This window comes from Vibrio taketomensis (assembly GCF_009938165.1).
Lineage (GTDB): Bacteria > Pseudomonadota > Gammaproteobacteria > Enterobacterales > Vibrionaceae > Vibrio > Vibrio taketomensis.
In genome coordinates, this window is the sequence record NZ_AP019650.1 from 242583 (window position 1) to 262942 (window position 20360).

Genomic DNA, 20360 nt, shown 5'->3' on the forward strand with positions numbered 1-20360 from the left:
TTTTATGTGCAAATTTTGCTTCGTGTTTAGCTCGGCTTGATATAGGATGCGCAGCCAAATTATTTATGAGCATTTTTCTGTGGGTACTATTTCTTCTAACGCCCTCTATACCGACCTTTCTGGTTATTATGATCTGATGTGTGCCGACATCGATTACCAAGCACAAAGTCATTATGTATCTCGTTTGCATCAGCTATTTGGTAATGCGGGAAAGCGTCATCTTGATTTAGCTTGCGGAACTGGCCCACATATTCGCCATTTAATTGATATGGGTTACCAAAGCAGCGGCCTTGATTTAAACCAACCAATGCTTGAATTGGCGAAGCAGCGCTGTCCAGAAGCGGATTTTATTTTGCACAACATGTGTGATTTTAAAGTCGAACAGCCACTGGATTTGATCACCTGTTTTCTTTACTCGATTCACTACAGTGATGGTATTGAGAACTTAAAAAAGTGCATTGAAGCGGCCCACGCTGCTCTCAACGAAGGCGGCATGTTTTGCTTTAACTCGGTTAACCGCAACAAGATCGATAACCGCTCTTTTGTTCGTCACAGCGCGAAGCATCTAGACAGTGATTTTATCTTTAGCTCGGGTTGGAAATACTGCGGCGAAGGTGAACAACAATTCTTAACACTGAGTATTGAAAAGCATACCGATAGCGAAAAGCAGTTATGGAATGATGAGCACCCAATGGTCGCAGTGAACTACGATGAGTTGAGTGCGCTGTTAGAACCCTATTTTGAGGTGCACATTTTTGAGCACGATTACGAGAAGATTCTCCCATGGGATGGTCAATCTGGTAACGCGTTCTTCGCGTGTGTAAAACGCTAAGATGCACATGGTTCCTCACTAGATCATTGAATCAGACATTCGTCTTTAGTGAGGAGCCTAAATTCCCCAATCTATAAACACTTCAACTTCACGATACCCCATTCGCTTCACTTTTCGCTGACTTAGATAGCTTCCTTCTATTGATACTGTTTTTCATACCACGAAAAATATTGAAACAAGTCGAGGTTTTCATGCTTTGACTAGGCGCATTTCTGTTCATCTTTCATACTGGCGATGGCATTGCGAAATATAAGCGGATGCACAAAGTACGGTGACGACGAGGATAATCTCAACCTCGATTCACTATTGAATAGATGTTCCTTGAGCGAGGTATGTGATGGGCAGGGCGGCTTTTTTTCCAATCATCGTGTGCGTATTAATTTGTGTGCTTTTAGTTGCTTTACCCCACTTTCTGTTCTCAGCATTGGTTTGGGATAAGGAAGATCTATTTGTTCGCTTAATGGCGGCGGTATTTATAGGTTTGTTGCTCGCACCTGAAGTCGACGATGGCGCTTTTTTACACCCGGTGTTATTTCAAAGTATCGCAGGTTTTATCGCTGGTGGCTTAGTCGGGTATGCAATCGTATCGTCGATTTTTGGCATCGCAGTAGGGGCATGTACTGGATTGTTTATTGGTTTTACGGCGAGATATTGGATTAAGCATCTCTCGTTACCATAGCAATAATTGGTAGGTTAAACGCAGAACTTAGATGGGTATTTTTGTATGTGTTGAATAAACACAGCAAAGTAATCAACCAAGGTGTTCATTTAGGAGTAACCGAAATGAAAACAGTATCGATAGTAATTTGTTCATTCATTTTAGCAATAGGTATGGCTGCTTCAGGCTTTTTCATTAGTGAAACGTTGTATAAGTCTAAGGTGGCGTTGAATACTGCGGATGTAAAAGGTTTGGCTGAGCGGCGCGTCAAAGCAGATACAGCATATTGGTCGATTAGTTATACGGTGCATGGAAACAGTTCATCACAAATATCTGAGCTCTATAGCCGCTCAGAATCTAATCAAGCACAGATTATTCAGTTGCTCACCGAAAGTGGTTTCAGTCTCGAAGAAATTAAACCTGGCGTGATTAACTACAACAAACATGAATACCGCAACGAGCAACAAGAGTTGGTCGATGTGGATCATTACCTAACTGGTGAAATCGAAGTACAAACAAGCAATGTGGATTTAGTGGCGCAGGTTCGCTCAAAGTTGAACAAGCTGATTTCTCAAGGCCTTTCGATTCAAAATAACGCACCATTGTACTACTTCACCAAGCTTAATGAGATCAAGCCAAGCATGCTAAAAGAAGCGACAAAGAACGCGAGAATTGCGGCTAATGAGTTCGCGACGAATGCTGGGGTTAAGGTAGGCGGGATCCGAAATGCGAGCCAAGGGAGTTTTGTGATTCGCGATGTTGGGCAAAGTTACAGTGATACCGATAAAATTGAAAAGGATGTTCGTGTCGTTACTAGTATTACGTTCTTTTTGACGGAATAGTTTTTGTAAAATTGGAGAAAGGAATCTCTTAAATGATTGAATCAGAAGTGTTTGACCGCCGTGATTCCGATGGTCAAGAAATCAGTGTAAGGGTCTACAACTTAATCATTGGTGTTGTTTTGTGTTGGGGGTTTTGGATTAACTGGTTGATGGTCGGCAGTATCTCACCAGAGGCTATCACCGCGATTAACCCGTGGCTGTTTTTCATTGGTTACTTCGCGAGCTGTTTTTTAGGCGTTTACTTATTTTCAAGCTCTTCAAATCCGTTAGTGAGTTTTGTCGGTTATAACTTCGTGGTTGTTCCGTTTGGATTCGTTATCAATATCGTGGTTTCTCGATACGATCCATCGCTGATCATAGAAGCAATACAAGTCACAGGTCTGGTAACCGGAGTGATGATGTTACTGGGCGTGATGTATCCAGCATTTTTTTCGCGGATTGTTGGGGCGTTAACCATCGCACTTGTTGTCGTTATTATTGTTGAATTGATTATGATTTTTACCGTCGGTACTGTCCCAGCTCTGATTGATTGGATCGTCGTCATTATTTTCTGCGGCTACATTGGTTTTGATTGGGGACGGGCTAATCAAATCCCTAAGACTGTCGACAACGCAGTAGATAGCGCTGCTGCCTTGTATATGGATATCATCAATTTGTTCCTAAGAATTGTGAGGTTGATGGGGCGCAGATAGGTACATCACGCATTCACAATAATTTATGTAACATGCTGGCGACGTTTGTTTAATCTCACTTGGTGAGAATTTCATCTAGAATGTTGTCACACATTGCCTATATTCAAATCATCAATTCTATGGGATGAAAGAATATGCAAATTGGCAATGAAGCACTCGTGCTTGCTACGGTGGGAATGATTGGTCTTGGATGTCAATGGCTGGCATGGCGATTACGTTTACCAGCCATTTTATTTTTGCTTTTGGCCGGGCTTTTCATCGGCCCTTTTTTGCAATGGTTGAATCCTGATCAAATCCTCGGTGACTTGCTCTTTCCCCTCATTTCTTTAGCTGTTGCTGTCATCTTATTTGAAGGCAGCATTACCCTCAATTTTAAGCAAATTCGAGAAGTGAGCGGCTCGGTTTGGAGCATTGTATCCATTGGAGCTTTGATCTCTTGGTTTCTTACGACAGTGGCAACGGTTTACTTGCTCGATTTCTCATGGGAGTTGGCGATGCTGTTTGGTAGCTTAACCGTCGTGACGGGACCAACGGTTATCGTGCCCTTACTTCGAACCGTGCGACCAACCGGGAAACTGGCCAACATATTGCGCTGGGAAGGGATCTTAATTGATCCGTTAGGGGCGCTATTTGTGGTGATGGTGTACGAGTTTATTGTCTCTCATCAAGCAGTCAATAGCCTTGAAGCGTTTGGTATGTTGGTTGGCGTTGGTTTGCTATTTGGTCTCGCATCCGGTTGGGCTGTTGCTGAGGTATTGCGGCGCAGATGGTTGCCAGAGTACCTACAACCTTTCTCAGTGTTAATGGTCGTGCTCGGTGTCTTTGCGCTTTCCAATCAAATTGAGTCTGAGGCAGGTTTGTTGACCGTTACGGTAATGGGTATGTGGCTAGCCAATGCTAAAGGGGTCAATATTCAGCAAATTCTCCACTTCAAAGAACACCTCACCATATTGTTAATCACTGGGTTGTTCATCTTTTTGGCGGCAAGGATCAGTTTCAGTGAGTTTGCTGCTTTAGGAAGCGGTGCACTTTTACTGTTTGTTTTTATGCAGTTGGTTTCTCGCCCAGTTTCGATACTGCTCTCGACCATCGGTAGTCAGTTATCTTTCAAAGAAAAGCTGTTTTTATCTTGGGTTGCGCCAAGAGGTATTGTTGCCGCATCCATCTCATCCCTTTTCGCGATTAAATTGGTCGAGTTTGGGATCAGTGAAGCGGTATTACTCGTGCCTTTGACGTTCATGGTGATCATTGGCACTGTCGTGTTGCAAAGTGCAACCGCAAGGCCCATGGCTCTTTTACTCAATGTTACCGAGCCTGAGCCGAAAGGCTATTTGGTAGTTGGTGCTAATCGTGTGGCGAGAGAGATTGCAAAAGCACTATCAGTATACGATCGGCGCGTACTGATGACTGATTCAAACTGGGATCATATTCGACAGTCGAGAATGTTGGGGCTTGATTACTATTACGGTAATCCAATATCGAGTCATGCGGAGGATAATTTGTCGTTAATTGGCATAGGCAGAACGCTTGCCTTAACACCCGATCAGCATTTTAACTCAGTCGTGTGTATGCAATTCGCGCGAGAATTTGGTGATGACAAAGTCTTTTGCCTACAAAAGGCGATGGCAAGTGGATCTGAAAAGCATGCCATTGCAGATGACAACCATGTGCAGTTATTTTTGGGTGAAGAGGTGAGCTACAACCAGCTTGCAAGCCTAATAAGTAAAGGGGCTGAGATTAAACATACCAAACTCAGTGACAGTTTCACTTACCAAGATTATTTAGAGCATCATAAACAGAACTTTGTCATTCCATTGTTTAGCGTTGATGAGAAGGGGAGTATCGGTTTTTATAAGGGATCAGAGACATTCGCTCCCGCAAGTCGCTCTACAGTGGTGGCATTGATTCAGCAGCAAGAAGCGGCTTAATGCTTCAGTCATATTGAATGAGTATAAAAAAGCGCGTTAAAGCATTAGGCAGTAACGCGCTTTTTATCTTTAAGTGACGCAACAATGCGGATCTAAACGCATTGTCACATTAGTTTGCTGGCGCTAAATCGTTAGGTAACGCTGATTGCTTTTTAACGACATAACGTAAGCGTAAGAGCATCAGGATCGCTGCAACGGTGAGACCAGTGAGAATACCGACCCAAAATCCTTTCTCGCCCATAGCAGGAACCAGGTGATCAGTCAGACCTAGAACGACACCCAGTGGTAGTGCTAAGCCCCAATATGACGCGACCGCTAAAATCATCGGCACTTTAGTATCTTTATAGCCACGTAGAGCACCATTGGCTGAGGTTTGGATCGCGTCACTAAATTGGTAGGCAGCGGTGAGTACCAATAGCGTGGCTGCAGTTGCGCTTACCGCTGCATCCGTGGTGTACAATCGGATCAACCAGTCTGGGAACAGCAGGAATATGGTAATCGCGATTAAAGAGATAAGCCCCGCGACCAAGATACCAATCTTACTGCGTTCAATCGCGCCTAGTTCATCTTTTGCTCCCAATGAATGACCAACACGAATGGTGATGCCAAATGACACACTCATTGGAATCACGTAAGTCATACTTGAGATATTCAGTGCAATTTGCGCGGCTGCGACATTTTCTGCACCAATGCGACCGATGAGCAGGGCGATAACGGCAAAAATACTGCCACATACCGCGATATTCATACCAATTGGCAAGCCCAGTTTTAATAAGTACACCATTTTACTTCCGATCGGTTTGGCATCAGACAAGCGAATGATGGTTTTGTAATGGTGATGGCCTTTAATGTAGGACAGCAGTAAAGCTGACATCATCCAATACACGAGACTGGTTGCCCAACCGCAACCTACAGCGCCAAGTTCAGGGAAGCCAAACTTGCCGTAGATAAGGACATAGTTAACAGGAATATTGACCAATAAACCGAGCAGCGAAATGACCATCGGTGCACGGGTGTTATTCATCCCCTCACAAAAACCATTGAGGGTATAGAAAAGGGCAATGCCAGGCACACCAAAAGCTAAAGCGAATGCATAGTCACTAGCAATTGGGATAATTTCTGTGGCGACGCCAATCCACTGTAAAATAGGTTCAGCACAGATCAGATAAATGATCAGTAAAGTGCTAGAGATGAGCGCGAGCCATACCATTTGAAAGAATTCTACCGAAATACTTCCAAAATCTTGTGCGCCTCGGTGGTAAGCGACAACGGGTGTCAATGCCATGATAACGCCACGTAATAATAGCAATACGGGAATCCAAAGACTGCCGCCAAGTGCGATTGCAGCAAGGTCTGCAGCACTTACTTGACCAGCCATGGTGGTGTCGACAAAGCCCATCGCTTGGGTTGCGAGTTGCGTCAAAATAATAGGGATCGACAGCTGCATTAATGCACGTGATTCGTGAATAAAACGACTAAGAGATGTTTGCATGTTTGCTCTAAAACACCAATATAAATGCACCAGTGATGGCAGGATAGCGGATGTGCATTTTAGGGTGTGCCCGATCAGGCGGCGACAATATAATCAGCTTGTTAATAAGAGTCAATCGTCGCTATAACGTGTAAATTCCGCTCTTGTTGATTCAAGGTATTCCGACTGCAAGTCCATGCTTCATTTGAACCAATAGGCTGGTTGTATTGGTATTCTACTCTGCAATTTGAGGGTGAGAGTAAGCTTGGTATTTGGGAAGCTGTAACCTTAAATTGTTGAAGGTATCTCGAGCACTTTGTTTTGATAGTCGATTGATTAACCAGCTTGGTAGTGCGCCGCCGGGATTGGCAAACGCAGTGTATTCAATAAAGGTCGTTCCGTTCGTCAGCTTCTGTAAGGTCCAACTTGCCTTGACTGAATGAATGCGTAAGTACTCACTTTGTTCGGCAAATATCGATGCTGGAGCATCACTTATTGCAATGTTTAATCCAGCTTCATCCACCCAAAATTTTGAGTAGGTAACCATATCTCTGTCCTTGGCTGGCCATGGCGCTTTGAATTGGGTATAGACGATATTTTCGTTGTTAGAAATTTGCTTAAGCACTCGGCTATGGCTTGCATTGTCAATCCAGTTAGAATGTTGTCACTGTCTTCGAGTAGGGTTAAAATGCGCCATAACTTGTTGGCGTAAACATTTGTGCTCGAATTTCGACTAAGCCTTGTTTGTGTTCTCGAGTGTGGATGGTAATGCCGTTGGTACTGCTTTCGAATTGCCAGCTTTGCTCTAAAGCCGCTGAAGAAGTGGATACCAAAGATAGAGCGATAAAGGTGCTTACCCTGAGTGACAACATAAAACATCCATTTAAATAAATTAGTGCCATACCAACAAATTTATACGGTGTATATCGAACCTTGGTATCAATAATCTTGCCGCTACGCCACTGAGCAAGTTATCAATTCCATCATTTGTTCCAAACATCGCTTATCTAACAGCGGATGAGGTTCGATGCCAGTGATCAACACGATATCTACAGCAGGCAAGGGAGGCATATTTTCCAGTATGGTTAGATCGCTGCTGACGCTATGTATGCGCCGGTTGCCTAGCGTTTTCAAACCTATGGCATTGAGTTATCTCCCAGCGCCAGAGCGTACCAGCAGAAAGTATTGAACAGCCCTTCGCTACAAGCATGGTTAGAGCAAGCCAGTTTAGAGATCGATATTGTGGCTGAAGATGAAGCGGGCGAAGACGTATCGTTCTAAATTTGCATGCAAAATCAGCGTCGCTATACCCAAATACAGCAATATAGATAGTGGCGCTTTTGTTTTTCCTACTAAAGGTAAAATGACAGTTGGAGAACGATTGCTTAAGTAAAACATTGCTGCTAGATTGCGCACGTTTTTATTAAATCAACGATTTCACAAGCAAGGAGGTATTTGCAATGATTAATTTTCAAGCTACTAATTTTACACACGTTCTTACCGCATTTTAGAATAGCGCTACTCATTAATTGAACGCCTAATTTAAGTAAGGACGACCTCAAAATTTATTGTCGGAATTACAAATATGTTTAAGAAACTTAGTCAATCTACTGAAAAACCGGTTGTTTGGTCAGCGTATACCGCAGAAGTGCTGTGGGCGGATGAGCACATCGCCAAGCAGATGCTTGCGTATCATCTCAATCCTAATATTGAAGCGGCCTCACGCTCTTTTGACTTTATTGATCAATCGGTTAACTGGCTAGTGTCTGAGTTTGGTTTAAACCAAAATTCACAAACTATTGATTTTGGTTGTGGCCCTGGTTTGTACACTCAGCGTCTGAAGCAGTGCGGAGTCGGCACTGTTGTTGGATTAGATTTTTCTTCTAATTCACTTGAGTATGCAAATCAACAAGCGAAGCAAGCAGAGCTAGACATCGAATACCATCTTGGCAACTACCTTGAATATCAAGATGATCGTCAATTTGATTTGATCACTCTAGTAATGTGCGATTTTTGTGCGCTTAGCCCAGCACAACGCTCCGTTTTGCTTGGTAAATTTAAGTCTATGCTAGCACCGAACGGTGTGATTGCTTTTGATGTTTATACCGCGACACGTTTTGATCAGCAAAGTGACTTCATCACGTTAGGTAAAAACACCATGAATGGTTTTTGGAGTGCTGACGATTATTGGTGCATTCAGTCATCATTTGCATATCAGCCAGAACTCGTGACCTTGGACAAGTATGTGATTAGCGAAGCGAATCGTGAATGGACGGTATATAACTGGCTGCAACACTTCACGCTCGACATGATCAAAAACGAGTTGGAGCCTCATGGGTTAGCAATCAAAGCAAGTTACAGCGACCTTCGTGGTAATCCACTGGTCGAGAGCGATGAAATGGCGTTTGTTGTGAGCCATAAATAAAATCTAAGGGCGAGTTCTCGCCCTTTTTTTCATATGTTGAGCACTGATTTATTGGTGAACGCTCACTACGCCACCAAACTCCACAATAGATAACCATTCAACGCCAATACAAAGCTTACAATGATCGCACCTAAGACGGATGTGAGACGATTATTGCTAAATGAACCCATAATATCTCGGCGGCTAGTGAAGATAAGTAACGGAATAATCGCCAGTGCAACACCAAAGCTGAGGACGACTTGGCTAGCAACCAGAATGTCAGTGGTACTCACTCCCATGGCAATAAAACCGAATGCTGGCAGCATGGTAATGGTGCGACGAAGCCACATAGGGATAGAAAAGTGGACGAAGCCTTGCATCACCACTTGACCTGCCAGAGTGCCGACAACCGTTGATGACAAACCTGAAGCGATCAAAGACAAACCAAATAGCAGCGCAGCGCCTTTACCAAGCATTGGTGTCAATGTTTGATAAGCCGTTTCAATGCTTGCGATATCACTACGTCCTGTTTGGTGAAACACTGCAGCGGCCATGGCAATAATTGCGATATTAACGAAGCCAGCGATGGTCATTGCGATTAACACATCAACGCGAGTCATTTTTAGGCGTTTTTGCGCGCTATGTTCGCTCTTTGCACTGAATAACGCAGAGTGAAGGTACACTACATGAGGCATGACGGTTGCACCTAAAATCGCTGCGGCTAAGTACACTTGTTTTGGATCATTCAGTGTTGGAATCAATAGACCTGCCGCCATTGGCGCCGCTTCTGGTTTTGCCATCATCAATTCAAAAATATAGATAACGGCGACGAAGACCAATAATGCACCGATCACCATCTCAAGCGGTTTTTGATTTTTACGACCGAGTGTAAGGATGGCAAGGCTAAACAGTGCGGTAATCGCTGCACCTTCAAATAGGCTAACGCCGAGCAGCAATTGAAAGCCGACTGCAGCGCCAATAAACTCGGCTAAATCGGTTGCCATCGCAATAATTTCAGCTTGAATCCAGTATGGAACGACAGCCCAACGAGGTAGATTGTCACGAAGATGTTCAGCAAGATTTTTACCAGTGACAATACCCAATTTAGCTGACAAATATTGAATCAACATTGCCATGAGATTGGCCCAAAGCACTACCCATAATAGTTGATAGCCAAAAGCAGAACCAGATTCGATATTGGTAGCAAAGTTACCTGGATCAATGTAACCAATCGCGGCGATAAATGCAGGGCCAATAAGACGCTTACTGCTGCCTTTTAGTGATTTCAGGTTGGCTGCTTGGCCAATGTTTGTCGTGTTGGAGGTGGTAGTAAGCGTTGTCATTACGAGTGTCCAGTGATTCAGATGCTGAGAACATTACGCCTGCAATGGATAATGCGCTAATTCACTGTGACTATAATTTTGATAGCGAAAACCTATGAATAATGGGACCGAGTGGAATGGATTGATAGGAAAATCTAATTAGTGAGATAACTATAAGCAATTTGAGCGATGTAAATTGTTTGGTTAATCTTATCAGCAGAAAAGTTAAGAATGAAAGTTAAGGTTAAGTCATGAATAAACAAGCGCTGGTTGTCGAAGGCGGAGCAATGCGTGGTATTTTCGCCAGTGGAGTGCTCGATGCTTTTATGGCGCAGGATTATAAACCTTACGATTTTGCTATTGGGGTTTCAGCGGGTGCATCAAATTTACTTGGTTATCTTTCCAATGCACCAAAGCGCAGTTATAAAGTCATCATGGATCTGGCAACAGATAAGCACTTTTTCAACCGTACACGGTTTGCTCGAGGTGGCGATTTAGTTGACGTAAAATGGCTTATTGAGGAGTCAAATCGACGCTATCCTTTAGATCAAGATACGTTGTTTTCTATCCCGATGTTGGCTGCTGTCACCAATATTGAAACAGGTAATGCCGATTATTTTCAGCTCAACTCTAGTAATCTACCGTGTGTAATGGAAGCGACGACAGCGCTGCCTATCGCTTATCGACATACACCATGTTTTTCGGGTGGTTGCTATACCGATGGTGGTGTTGCCGATTCTATACCAGTAAAAGAAGCATACCGTCGTGGGGCTCGTGATATCACGGTAGTGCTGTCACAACCATTAAATTACCACATGCGTCCAACCCGTGCGCCTTGGTTGATGAAACGCTTGCTTGCACGTTATCCAAGCGTTGCTGAATCAATGCTAGTACGCGCGGAAAACTACAATCAGTCATTAGACTTTATTCGCAACCCACCTTCTGATGCGGTGATTCGCGTTATTGCGCCACCGGAAGATTTTGCGGTTAAGCGCTTAACGATGAATAAAGCAACCCTAGAACAGGGTTACGAAATGGGTTATCACGCAGGTCAAACACATTTAGCGAGTCGTAATGGAATTCATGGTCTCAATGACGATAATTGTCACTTTTGTTTATAACTATAAGAAGTTGGTTGATTGGGTGGATAAGTTAACAGACTTACACCTTGTTGCACCAAAAGAGCGTTTAGACGATCAATGTTGTCACGGTTGCTGATGCTCGCATCTCTTCTCAACAGGGTATATTCTAGTCAGATATTTTTACGCTGGTGGAGTTGATGATGAGTAAGGCCAAATTGTATTACGTTCATGATCCTATGTGCGCTTGGTGTTGGGGTTATCAGCCAACGTGGAAGCAGATAGAGCAAAGCCTTGCTCACGATTTTGAGACCAGCTTAGATGTACATTATTTAGTTGGTGGTTTGGCACCGGATACCGACGAGCCAATGCCGCTACTCATGCAAGAGCAAATCGCATCCTATTGGTTAAAAATATCTGATTACCTAGGTACTGAGTTTAACTTTGATTTTTGGCGTAATAATACGCCAAGACGCTCCACCTATCCTGCTTGTCGTGCTGTGTTAGCTGCAAGGGAGGAAGGGGCTGAGCGAGCAATGGTTAGAGCGATTCAAAAAGCCTACTATTTGAGAGCCTTGAACCCAAGTGATGATGAGGTTCTATTCCAGCTTGCGAAAGAGTTGCAGCTTGATAGTAAGCAATTTGAGCGCGATTATTACAGCGAACGCATCAGCCATGCTTTGTTAGAAGAGATTGATTTTGCACGCTCCATTGGTGGTAATAGTTTCCCTTCATTATTCTTTGAATATCAGGGGACAATCACCGAGCTACCAATAGAGTATCAAGAAGCGGAAAAAACATTAGAGCGCGTTGCAGAGTTGATGAAAGCTTAACGTCTTAACAACGCGAAAAAAGCAGCCGATGATGGCTGCTTTTTTGTATTCAGCGAATCTCTCGCTCGATTATTCTTATCGGTGAGCAATCACATACTCAAGACCACCGATAATAGCCGCTACCTGAGCTCGGTTGCACTCTTCATCGGTCACTTTCGGACTGTCTGGGTACACTTCAGTCGTCGTGTGGAATTGGCAAGTTGTCACGCTACCGCATAGGCCTAGTTTGGTCATTGGGTACATGATTACACCTTCTTGCACAACGTCAGAACCAATGATTTGGCCGTTGCTATCAGCGGGTGCAATGTGCGTCACTTTGGCAACAGAATTGATCACGGCCGCTTGGAACTCAAGTTGTGGATTTTCACTGTCACCCACGGTGTAGAAACCATCCGGAATAATATCTTCTTCGTAGTCGATGCCATCGCGAGCTGCGAGTGCTGGGCGGAATTCCGTTTCGTCGGTATCGGTGGTTTCATGTAGGTCAAAATGCACCAATACATCACCAAGTTCCGCCGCGAGTGACATCAGGGCCGCAGACTCTTCTGCAGTGCTATTGGCGTAAAATGAACGGTTTGGATCGATCGCGAGTGGGTTCCAGCGATTAATGGTTTCGTAACCCCAAGGGCTAACACATGGCGCAATCGCAATATTGAAATGTTGGCTGTAGTTTTCTAAATGCTGGTCAGCGAACAACAATGCACCTTGCACGCCACTGGTTTCGTAACCGTGAACACCACCAGAGATCAATACGGTTGGTTTGTTTGCATCCCAGTTATTGCTTTTGATGCAGTAAAGTGGAAAACGCTCTGCATCGTAAGAAAGCGCACCGTATTGTTCTACATTGAATCGAGTTTTCAGTGCTTCGATTTTCGGTAGAACCTCTTCACTGTAGAGACGTTTAATTTGGGTAGATGCGCGCCAAGCTTGGCGGTCAGTATCGGTCCATTTTTGGCCAGGAGTGCCAATTGGGTAGAATGCTTGTTTAGTCATGATGTATTTAATGTTAACTAACGATGCATGCAGCATAGCGACAGGCTAGCCACTATGCCAAGAAGAATTTAATGAAAACTAAGCTTTATGGCGCTTAAGGTCTTATTCACCACAGATGCTTTGGTACATCGCTTCGAATGCCGCTTGATTGTCATCAAACAACTCCGCGACGACCTGCTCTTTTTTACTACCAGAGAGTAACTTACGGCGCGCTTCTCTTACTCGCAGGGTTAACTGTACTTCCTTCGATAGTTCACTCGTCTCTTGTTGTGGAGACCATTGAGCAATGCGTTGGCTCGGTGCGTTCAGTTTAAGCACAGGTTGTAGTGTGGTTAGCTCGCTCAGTAGCACTCGGTACAAATCGAGTTTTTGTTCATGCGGCGCATTCATGGATGCTAAACGCTCTACTACAGCGGTAGTGAGTGGGTTGAGTTTTACGTAGCCTGCTTGTTTTGGCATCGTTTGCGAGACGCGGCTTGATACTTCGGTGAGTGCGACTTTCGTTTGTGGGAAGTAGCTAATCGAAGTCAGGCAATCGAATGGAAGCCAAATTGAATGTCCCGCTTCTAGCGCATATTCGTGTTTGCCCAACCTGACCAGCGCTAATCCTTCTTCAACACGTAATAGGGTGTGTTTTAGCAGCTTTTTACGCGGTGTAATGGATAAAAAGCCAAATTCTTTAGTTTGAAGAGCGATAGAATAATGCATGGATAAGCTCGGTTTTTATGGGCCGCTAAGAGTAGCGTGTCTCGATCAAAAAAGCCATATTGAACCCATGACGATAGGTATGCAAATTGTTAAGCTGGTCTGACCTTGGTGTTAATTCGCGTATCTTAGCTGTCAAGAATCGAATCTATGCGTAGAATGACCGCGATTTGTCTCTGATGTAGATTAAAATGACTATAAATACTGATCCTTATATTGATATTCGTCCATACAACGATGACGAAATACCAGCGGCAATTGACCGCCTGATCCAAGATGATGAATTTATCTCAGCCATCTTACAGCATCGATTTACTAATCACGCGCCATGGTTTAAAGCATTAATGAGCCCTGTCGTGAAAATGTACCTCAAACATAAGTGGTCTAAGCTGAACACCACAGACCTGATTCAGCTTGAAGTGAAGAAGTACTTACAACAAACACTGAATAGCACCACAAATGGCGTGACCTATTCAGGTTTAGACAAACTGGATAAAGAGACAGCGTACCTTTTTGTGTCGAACCACCGTGATATCGCGATGGATCCTGCATTAGTTAATTACTGCTTGCATCAAAACAATCACAAAACAGTACGAATTGCGATTGGCGACAACTTGTTGAAGAAGCCGTGTGCGACGGAACTTATGCGCCTGAACAAGAGCTTTATCGTTAAACGCTCGGCGAAAGGTCCGCGTGAAATGATGAAAGCGTTAGGCACTCTTTCTTCTTACATTAAGCATTCGTTAGAGACTGGTCATTCAATTTGGATTGCGCAAAAAGAGGGACGCGCTAAAGATGGCAACGATTTTACCGATCCTGCTATTTTGAAAATGTTCCATGTTGAAGGTCGCCGTCAGAAAATTGAGTTTCCTGACTATATTCAGTCATTGAAGATTGTGCCGGTTTCAATTTCATACGAGAACGACCCTTGTGATACTGCAAAAGCTCGTGAGCTTTATGAAAAGTCGGTAAACGGCAGTTACGAGAAGGGTGAATTTGAAGATATTGAAAGCATCATTCAAGGTATTATTGGCGATAAAGGCCGTGTACATGTGGCATTTGGTGATGTGATTGAGCAACCTTTTGCGACGCCTGATTTATTGGCCGAGGAAATTGATCGCCAGATCCATGCGAATTACCAGCTGTTCCCAATCAATTTGTTGGCAGCAGGGGATACCAGTGTTGGTGGCCAAGTTGAATCGGTATTGAAACAAAAGCTGGCGCAGTTACCAGAAGGTGCACATCAGTTCTTAATCGATAGCTACGCGAACCCAGTTAGAAATAGATAACTGAGCAATACCAATAAGCAGAAGGGCAGTTGAGACTGCCCTTTTTTGTGTTTATTGATCTTACTAAGGTGCGACAGCACCGCCTAAAGTCAGATTCGTTGGCCATTTTGTTACGCGATTGCCACCTAAATAGATATTGCCTTCAACCGTCATAGTGTCAGGAAACTGAGTGATCTTAGAGCCGCCAATATACAAATTTCCCTTAACGACAATGCCTTCGGGTAGGGTTTCTAACGACGTTCGAATGAGGCTTAAGTCACCGTTAACCCGCATTCGTGCTGGCAGTTGGCTTAACGGCGTATCGGTGAAATTTAGATAGCCGCCAACTTTAATCCCCTTGGGCCAACGCGTGATTTTGCTACCGAGAAAGTTGCCGTAACCTTGAATTATTGTGCCCTTACCGAGAGTTTGCAGAGCGCTGTTATCGGCGATAAGGCTGCCATTTACGGTAAGACCGGGAGGTAAGCGCTTAATTTGGGTTTTGGCAATATTGAGGTTGCCTTTGATGGTGATACCAGAAGGCAGTTCAGTATAGGGTTTGTTGCGAAGGTCCAAGTTGCCGTAGTTGTCGAGATGATTCAACATTCGATAACTGTCCAAAGGTTGTGCCGTAACATTAGCAGTAATGATTAACAGCAATGTACTTAGGTATCGAAGCATAAATGGCGCGCAATAAGTTGAATGAAAACCAAGTATTCATAACTCAGCTTGTTAGGTCAACAGATTCGGCGAGAGAGATGTGAAAAAGCGGGCCGAAGCCCGCTTTGGAATTAGCGTGCTAGTGAGCGAGATTTTAGTTCAAAAATCAGCTTCTCTGCACTTACTTCAAACTTAAAGCGTGCAGATAGTTCAGTTGAATCTTCAGTGATTTCACTCGTTTCGTACTCAACTTCAGCAGATACTTGCTTAGCGAGTTCGATGTATTTTTGTAGTTCAGCTTCTAGCAGTGCTTTGCCTTGAGCAAAGATCGTTACTTCAGCGACATCATCACCTTCTTTGATGATGAAACCCATTTCGCCTGCGCAACCACATGCTTCACATACTTGAGCTTCTTGTTCGATACTCATCGCGTAATCCTCTTCAAAAAATTATGGATATTTTATAGCGAGATTTGAAAATTGGCTACACCTATACGCGTTGGTAATGAATATGTTTTCAAATGCAAATGGTTGTGTATAAAAGTTTGCACATATGTAGGTTAATTAACAATTGTAATGTGATCGCTATCAAATAGATTGGAAGTGAAAGGTTGAAATTTAACCAGAATGCTGTGCGTTTAGTTGTAAGTGTTTTATTTTTGTAACACTATCCCTGTTCACTAAAGTGTGCACAATTGCTCGAATAATCGATACGGTAGACAGTGAATCAATAATGAGAATTGAGCTTTACCGAACTGATTTGGCGCGAGATGCCATTGATGCACATGTTAAAATATTGGCAAAATTAACCGCAGTTACCGTAGGTTTAGTTAGATAAATTAACATTTGAACCGATTTTTTGCCGACTTTTTGATTCGAATGGAATCACTGAATATACAAAATAGAAGAGCCAGAACATGCCGAAGCGTAGTAAAGAAGATACTGAAATCACCATACAGAAAATCATGGATGCAGTTGTAGATCAGCTACTGCGTCTGGGTTATGACAAGATGTCTTACACCACGTTAAGTCAGCAAACAGGTGTCTCTCGCACGGGTATTAGCCACCATTTCCCAAAGAAAACCGATTTTACCGCAGCTTTAGATGGTCGTATTTTTAGAATGTTTGTCGAGCATTTGGATTTTGATAATTCATTGAGTGATTTCTCAGAGAGCTGGATTAAAGCGCTAGATAGTGAAGAATTTTTAGCGATTTTACGTTTGTTGTTCCACCATATCGTGACCACCGAGAGCGCACATGAATTTGCAGCCAATGGTATTGAACGTTTGTATAAAGCTGTGGAAGCAAAATTTGGCGCAGAAAGCGATAAAGAACTTGAGTGGTTAATTGGTAAGTCGCTTATTCGTATGGCAGCATAGTTCAACAACACATGCTTTCAATAGCCAGCATTATTGCTGGCTTTTTGCTATCTGGACTATGCTAACTATACCTCACTACCTTGAGGTGATGAGGTATCGTGGATATGAAAAACGCAAGAAATGGTTTTTGAATAAACGAATACTTAACCGTATGTGACTTATTGATAATTTGTTAGAATTTGCTGATAAATCTAATCAACGCAGTGGGTGAGACAATGGCTTCTTCAGTCCTTATTTGTGACGATTCCGCATTAGCGCGCAAGCAGATGGCTCGTTCTTTGCCCGCTTCTCTGAATGCTGACATCAGCTTTGCTATGCATGGGCTAGATGCACTAGAGCAACTCAAAAATAAACGATTTGATATCTTATTTTTAGATTTAACGATGCCCGAATTGGATGGCTTTGGCACACTAGAAGAAATTCAGAAGCAAGGCATTGATATCAACGTAGTAGTGGTCTCCGGCGATATACAACCTAAAGCACAAGAGCGAGTGATGGCATTAGGTGCGAAAGCATTCATTCGCAAACCCATTGACCAAGACGCGCTTAAAGCGGTGTTAAAACAATTGGTTCCAACACAGATAAATCGCAACGTAGTTTACGCGCCTGCACAATCTGTTCATTTGCCGACATTGCGCCGCAGAGATGTGTATATGGAAGTGGCGAACGTTGCCATTGGCCGTGCTGCCGATGCCTTAGCAAGGCATTTTGATGTGTTTGTGCACCTACCGTTACCTAACGTGAACATTTTTGAAGTCAGCGAATTGCACATGGCGTTGAGAGACTTGGCCTCCAACGATCAAGTCTCCGGCGTTTGCCAAGGATTTAGCGGGGAAGGCATTGCTGGGGAAGCATTGGTCTTACTTAGTGACTCTAGCGTGAGCGATCTGAAAAAAATCATGAAAGTGCCAAGCGCCAGTGATGAACTGGAAGAGTTGGAACTGATTATGGATGTTTCCAATATTTTGGTCGGCTCTTTCTTAAGTGGTTTAGGCGAACAAGTTGGCGCTCGTTTTTTCCAAAGCGCGCCAGCCCTTTTAGGCCAACACGTCTCGATTGATTCTGTTATCAACTCAACCGCAGGTAGTTTTAATAAAACCATTACCTTTGAAGTGAGTTATACCATCGATAGAACATCCATTCGTTGCGATTTACTGTTTATGTTTGTTGATGAGTCGTTGCCTTTGCTTGATAACAAATTGTCTTACCTATTTGAGGAGTTGTGAGCATGACCCTGCCTGCTGAATTTGAGCAATTCCATTGGATGGTCGACATGGTGCAAAATGTCGATTTAGGGCTAGTCGTATTGGATCGCGATTACAACGTTCAGCTATGGAACGGTTTTATGACTGACCATAGTGGTATTCAAGCCCATGATGCCATCGGTAAATCCTTGTTTGAATTGTTTCCTGAGATCCCAGTTGAGTGGTTTAAGTTTAAAACTAAGCCCGTGTACGATTTAGGCTGCCGCAGTTTTATTACTTGGCAGGTTCGCCCATACCTGTTTAAGTGTCGTAATGTGCGTCCGGTAACTCAATCGGCTGAATTTATGTACCAGAATATTACCCTCAATCCAATGCGAACAACGACAGGAGAAGTGAAGTCTTTGTTCCTTTCGGTTCAGGATGCAACCGCAGAAGCTATTGTGTATAAAAACACCTAACCGCGTATCCTTATCCAAATTTGAAACCTTCCACAAAATACCAAGCTAGCTTGCGATAAGCTGGCTTGATGAGTCTTTAGCATGAGCGATAAGGAGGGCAGGGAGCCTGATGAAAGATTGCAAACCCCTTTACACTGCACAGCAAGTGAAATCCGGAGAAGTTATCGCTGCCAAATTAGCGGGTATTGGTATGTATCAGCTAATGTTACGCGCCGGTAGTGCGGTCTTTGATTTGGCTTTGAAACATTATCCTCATAGTCAGCATTGGTTAATTATTTGTGGGGGCGGTAACAATGGAGGTGATGGCTATGTCGTAGCAAAACACGCTTTGCAACAAGGTATTGCCGTGACGTTATTGGCGACTAAATCGCCTTTGCTATTACAAGGTGATGCACTACAAGCCTACAACGAATTTATGCAGGCTGGTGGCGTGGTTAACCTCGAATTACCAGACGCTTTGGATGACTTTGATTTAGTCATCGATGCGCTATTAGGTACGGGTTTATCCGGAGAGGTACAAGGCTCGCTTGCGACGGTCATTCGTCGCCTTAATCAAGCTGAACTACCGGTGATATCCGTCGATATCCCATCGGGTTTATGCAGCGATACTGGCTTTGCCTTTGGGCATTGTATACGAGCGGATCATACCGTTACTTTCATTGGCATCAAGCAAGGTTTGACTACAGGGATGGCTCGCCGCTACGTAGGGCACTTACATTTTGCTAGTCTCGATATTGCACATCAGTTTTCCCAAGTTGAATCTCCCAGTGCTTATTGGGATTTCCCCCAACTAATAGAACAGATACCAGCTCGCGATCCATGTGCCCATAAAGGCAAACAAGGTCGAGCATTGTTAATCGGTGGCGATGAGGGGCTTGGAGGAGCAATTCTTATTGCGTCACGCGCATGTATTAAAACCGGTGCCGGCCTAACCGCATGCTTAACCCATGCAAAAAATATTCTGGCAGGATTAGTTTCAACGCCGGAAGTGATGTTCGCTGAATGGAACCAAGAAAACATCAAAGAGCGATTAGACTGGAGTGATGCGATTGCATTGGGGCCAGGATTAGGGCAGAGCAAATTTGCCGATAAGTTGTTTGCAATCGTAACGCAATTGACTAAACCCAAAGTGTTGGACGCGGATGCACTCAATATATTGGCAAGCAGCAATGCTCGCTCAGATGCTACGCGTATTATTACTCCTCACCCAGGCGAGGCAGCGCGATTACTTGGTTGCACTGTCGCCGAAATTGAATCCAACCGTTTTAAGGCAGCAACCCGGTTGCAGGCAAAATATGGCGGCGTAGTGGTGCTTAAAGGGGCAGGGACGGTCATTTGCGATGGGACTGATCATTATGTGTGTAGCGCTGGTAATTCAGGAATGGCTACCGGTGGTATGGGAGATGCACTCACAGGAGTGATCATTTCTTTACTTGCTCAGGGCATAGAGATCAGCTTGGCAGCGCGTCTTGGAGTCATGATTCATAGTTACGCTGCAGATTTGGACGTGCTAGAAAACGGTGCTTGCGGGTTAACCGCAACCGATGTAGCGAATAAGCTTCGTCAAGTTATCAATCGACAGGGCGGCGTTTTGTAAAAAGAGTCAAAATAAATTAAAAATAGCGAAAATTT

Annotated in this window: 19 protein-coding genes and 3 pseudogenes; 14 read left to right on the top strand and 8 right to left on the bottom strand. The window is 43.8% G+C overall.

The window, feature by feature from the left end; all coding sequences use genetic code 11:
• Positions 1 to 46: 46 nt before the first annotated feature.
• From Vt282_RS14835 to Vt282_RS14855, 5 genes are all read left to right on the top strand, one after another.
• Positions 47 to 832, top strand: a complete 786-nt coding sequence (locus tag Vt282_RS14835; RefSeq protein WP_162047841.1) for a class I SAM-dependent DNA methyltransferase — start codon at positions 47 to 49, stop codon at positions 830 to 832.
• A gap of 337 nt (positions 833 to 1169) precedes the next feature.
• Positions 1170 to 1511: a hypothetical protein gene (locus tag Vt282_RS14840; protein ID WP_232055255.1), complete on the top strand. Its 342-nt coding sequence runs from the start codon at positions 1170 to 1172 to the stop codon at positions 1509 to 1511.
• A 104-nt stretch (positions 1512 to 1615) separates the two neighbouring features.
• Positions 1616 to 2332 (top strand): SIMPL domain-containing protein, encoded by a 717-nt coding sequence (locus Vt282_RS14845; RefSeq protein WP_162063881.1) that lies wholly within the window; start codon positions 1616 to 1618, stop codon positions 2330 to 2332.
• 32 nt (positions 2333 to 2364) lie between these two features.
• Positions 2365 to 3024 (top strand): Bax inhibitor-1 family protein, encoded by a 660-nt coding sequence (locus tag Vt282_RS14850; RefSeq protein ID WP_162063882.1) that lies wholly within the window; start codon positions 2365 to 2367, stop codon positions 3022 to 3024.
• Between the two features lie 134 nt (positions 3025 to 3158).
• Complete coding sequence (locus Vt282_RS14855) at positions 3159 to 4952, top strand: cation:proton antiporter (RefSeq protein WP_162063883.1); 1794 nt, start codon at positions 3159 to 3161, stop codon at positions 4950 to 4952.
• Positions 4953 to 5061: 109 nt separating this feature from the next.
• On the opposite strand, the gene Vt282_RS14860 is transcribed toward Vt282_RS14855, so the two are convergent.
• The 3 genes and pseudogenes from Vt282_RS14860 to Vt282_RS20725 form a co-directional block, all read right to left on the bottom strand.
• Positions 5062 to 6444, bottom strand: a complete 1383-nt coding sequence (locus tag Vt282_RS14860; RefSeq protein ID WP_162063884.1) for an MATE family efflux transporter — start codon at positions 6442 to 6444, stop codon at positions 5062 to 5064.
• Positions 6445 to 6658: 214 nt separating this feature from the next.
• Positions 6659 to 7295: pseudogene (locus Vt282_RS14865) on the bottom strand (START domain-containing protein).
• 82 nt (positions 7296 to 7377) lie between these two features.
• Positions 7378 to 7527, bottom strand: a pseudogene (locus tag Vt282_RS20725) (LysR family transcriptional regulator); the annotation flags it as partial.
• Here Vt282_RS20725 and Vt282_RS14870 point away from each other — a divergent pair.
• Positions 7519 to 7704 (top strand): annotated as a pseudogene (locus Vt282_RS14870) (glutathione S-transferase family protein); the annotation flags it as partial. The pseudogenes Vt282_RS20725 and Vt282_RS14870 sit on opposite strands and share 9 nt — an antisense overlap.
• A 304-nt stretch (positions 7705 to 8008) precedes the next feature.
• Positions 8009 to 8848 carry a class I SAM-dependent methyltransferase gene (locus Vt282_RS14875; protein ID WP_162063885.1) on the top strand — a complete coding sequence of 280 codons (840 nt, stop codon included), beginning with the start codon at positions 8009 to 8011 and terminating at the stop codon, positions 8846 to 8848.
• Positions 8849 to 8913: 65 nt separating this feature from the next.
• Here the strand turns inward: Vt282_RS14875 and Vt282_RS14880 are convergent, their stop codons facing one another.
• A complete protein-coding gene (locus Vt282_RS14880; protein WP_162047847.1) occupies positions 8914 to 10170 on the bottom strand; it encodes an Nramp family divalent metal transporter in 1257 nt (418 codons plus the stop codon).
• Positions 10171 to 10400: 230 nt separating this feature from the next.
• Here Vt282_RS14880 and Vt282_RS14885 point away from each other — a divergent pair, with 230 nt between their 5' ends.
• The gene (locus Vt282_RS14885) at positions 10401 to 11270 is read left to right on the top strand and encodes a patatin-like phospholipase family protein (RefSeq protein ID WP_162063886.1); all 870 of its coding nucleotides are present in this window, start codon (positions 10401 to 10403) and stop codon (positions 11268 to 11270) included.
• Between the two features lie 161 nt (positions 11271 to 11431).
• Positions 11432 to 12061 (top strand): DsbA family protein, encoded by a 630-nt coding sequence (locus Vt282_RS14890; RefSeq protein ID WP_162064525.1) that lies wholly within the window; start codon positions 11432 to 11434, stop codon positions 12059 to 12061.
• A gap of 75 nt (positions 12062 to 12136) precedes the next feature.
• Here the strand turns inward: Vt282_RS14890 and Vt282_RS14895 are convergent, their stop codons facing one another.
• Positions 12137 to 13054 carry a M14 family metallopeptidase gene (locus tag Vt282_RS14895; protein WP_162047850.1) on the bottom strand — a complete coding sequence of 306 codons (918 nt, stop codon included), beginning with the start codon at positions 13052 to 13054 and terminating at the stop codon, positions 12137 to 12139.
• Between the two features lie 102 nt (positions 13055 to 13156).
• Complete coding sequence (locus Vt282_RS14900) at positions 13157 to 13762, bottom strand: AraC family transcriptional regulator (protein WP_162063887.1); 606 nt, start codon at positions 13760 to 13762, stop codon at positions 13157 to 13159.
• 188 nt (positions 13763 to 13950) lie between these two features.
• Here Vt282_RS14900 and Vt282_RS14905 point away from each other — a divergent pair, with 188 nt between their 5' ends.
• Entirely contained in the window at positions 13951 to 15048 is a 1098-nt protein-coding gene (locus Vt282_RS14905) for a 1-acyl-sn-glycerol-3-phosphate acyltransferase (RefSeq protein WP_162047852.1), read from the top strand.
• A 63-nt stretch (positions 15049 to 15111) separates the two neighbouring features.
• On the opposite strand, the gene Vt282_RS14910 is transcribed toward Vt282_RS14905, so the two are convergent.
• Together Vt282_RS14910 and Vt282_RS14915 are read right to left on the bottom strand one after the other, a co-directional pair.
• The gene (locus Vt282_RS14910; protein WP_162063888.1) at positions 15112 to 15708 is read right to left on the bottom strand and encodes a hypothetical protein; all 597 of its coding nucleotides are present in this window, start codon (positions 15706 to 15708) and stop codon (positions 15112 to 15114) included.
• 110 nt (positions 15709 to 15818) lie between these two features.
• Positions 15819 to 16115, bottom strand: a complete 297-nt coding sequence (locus tag Vt282_RS14915) for a YfcZ/YiiS family protein (RefSeq protein WP_162063889.1) — start codon at positions 16113 to 16115, stop codon at positions 15819 to 15821.
• A 488-nt stretch (positions 16116 to 16603) separates the two neighbouring features.
• Between Vt282_RS14915 and Vt282_RS14920 the strand changes: the two genes are divergently transcribed.
• The 4 genes from Vt282_RS14920 to Vt282_RS14935 all read left to right on the top strand — a co-directional run bounded on the left by Vt282_RS14920 (position 16604) and on the right by Vt282_RS14935 (position 20325).
• Positions 16604 to 17065 carry a TetR/AcrR family transcriptional regulator gene (locus Vt282_RS14920; protein WP_162063890.1) on the top strand — a complete coding sequence of 154 codons (462 nt, stop codon included), beginning with the start codon at positions 16604 to 16606 and terminating at the stop codon, positions 17063 to 17065.
• 215 nt (positions 17066 to 17280) lie between these two features.
• Positions 17281 to 18291, top strand: a complete 1011-nt coding sequence (locus tag Vt282_RS14925) for a response regulator (RefSeq protein WP_162063891.1) — start codon at positions 17281 to 17283, stop codon at positions 18289 to 18291.
• A 2-nt stretch (positions 18292 to 18293) separates the two neighbouring features.
• Positions 18294 to 18728, top strand: coding sequence for a PAS domain-containing protein (locus tag Vt282_RS14930; protein ID WP_162063892.1), 435 nt, complete (start codon positions 18294 to 18296; stop codon positions 18726 to 18728).
• A gap of 109 nt (positions 18729 to 18837) precedes the next feature.
• On the top strand, positions 18838 to 20325 hold the full coding sequence (locus Vt282_RS14935; RefSeq protein WP_162063893.1) for an NAD(P)H-hydrate dehydratase: 1488 nt from the start codon (positions 18838 to 18840) through the stop codon (positions 20323 to 20325).
• Positions 20326 to 20360 lie beyond the last annotated feature (35 nt).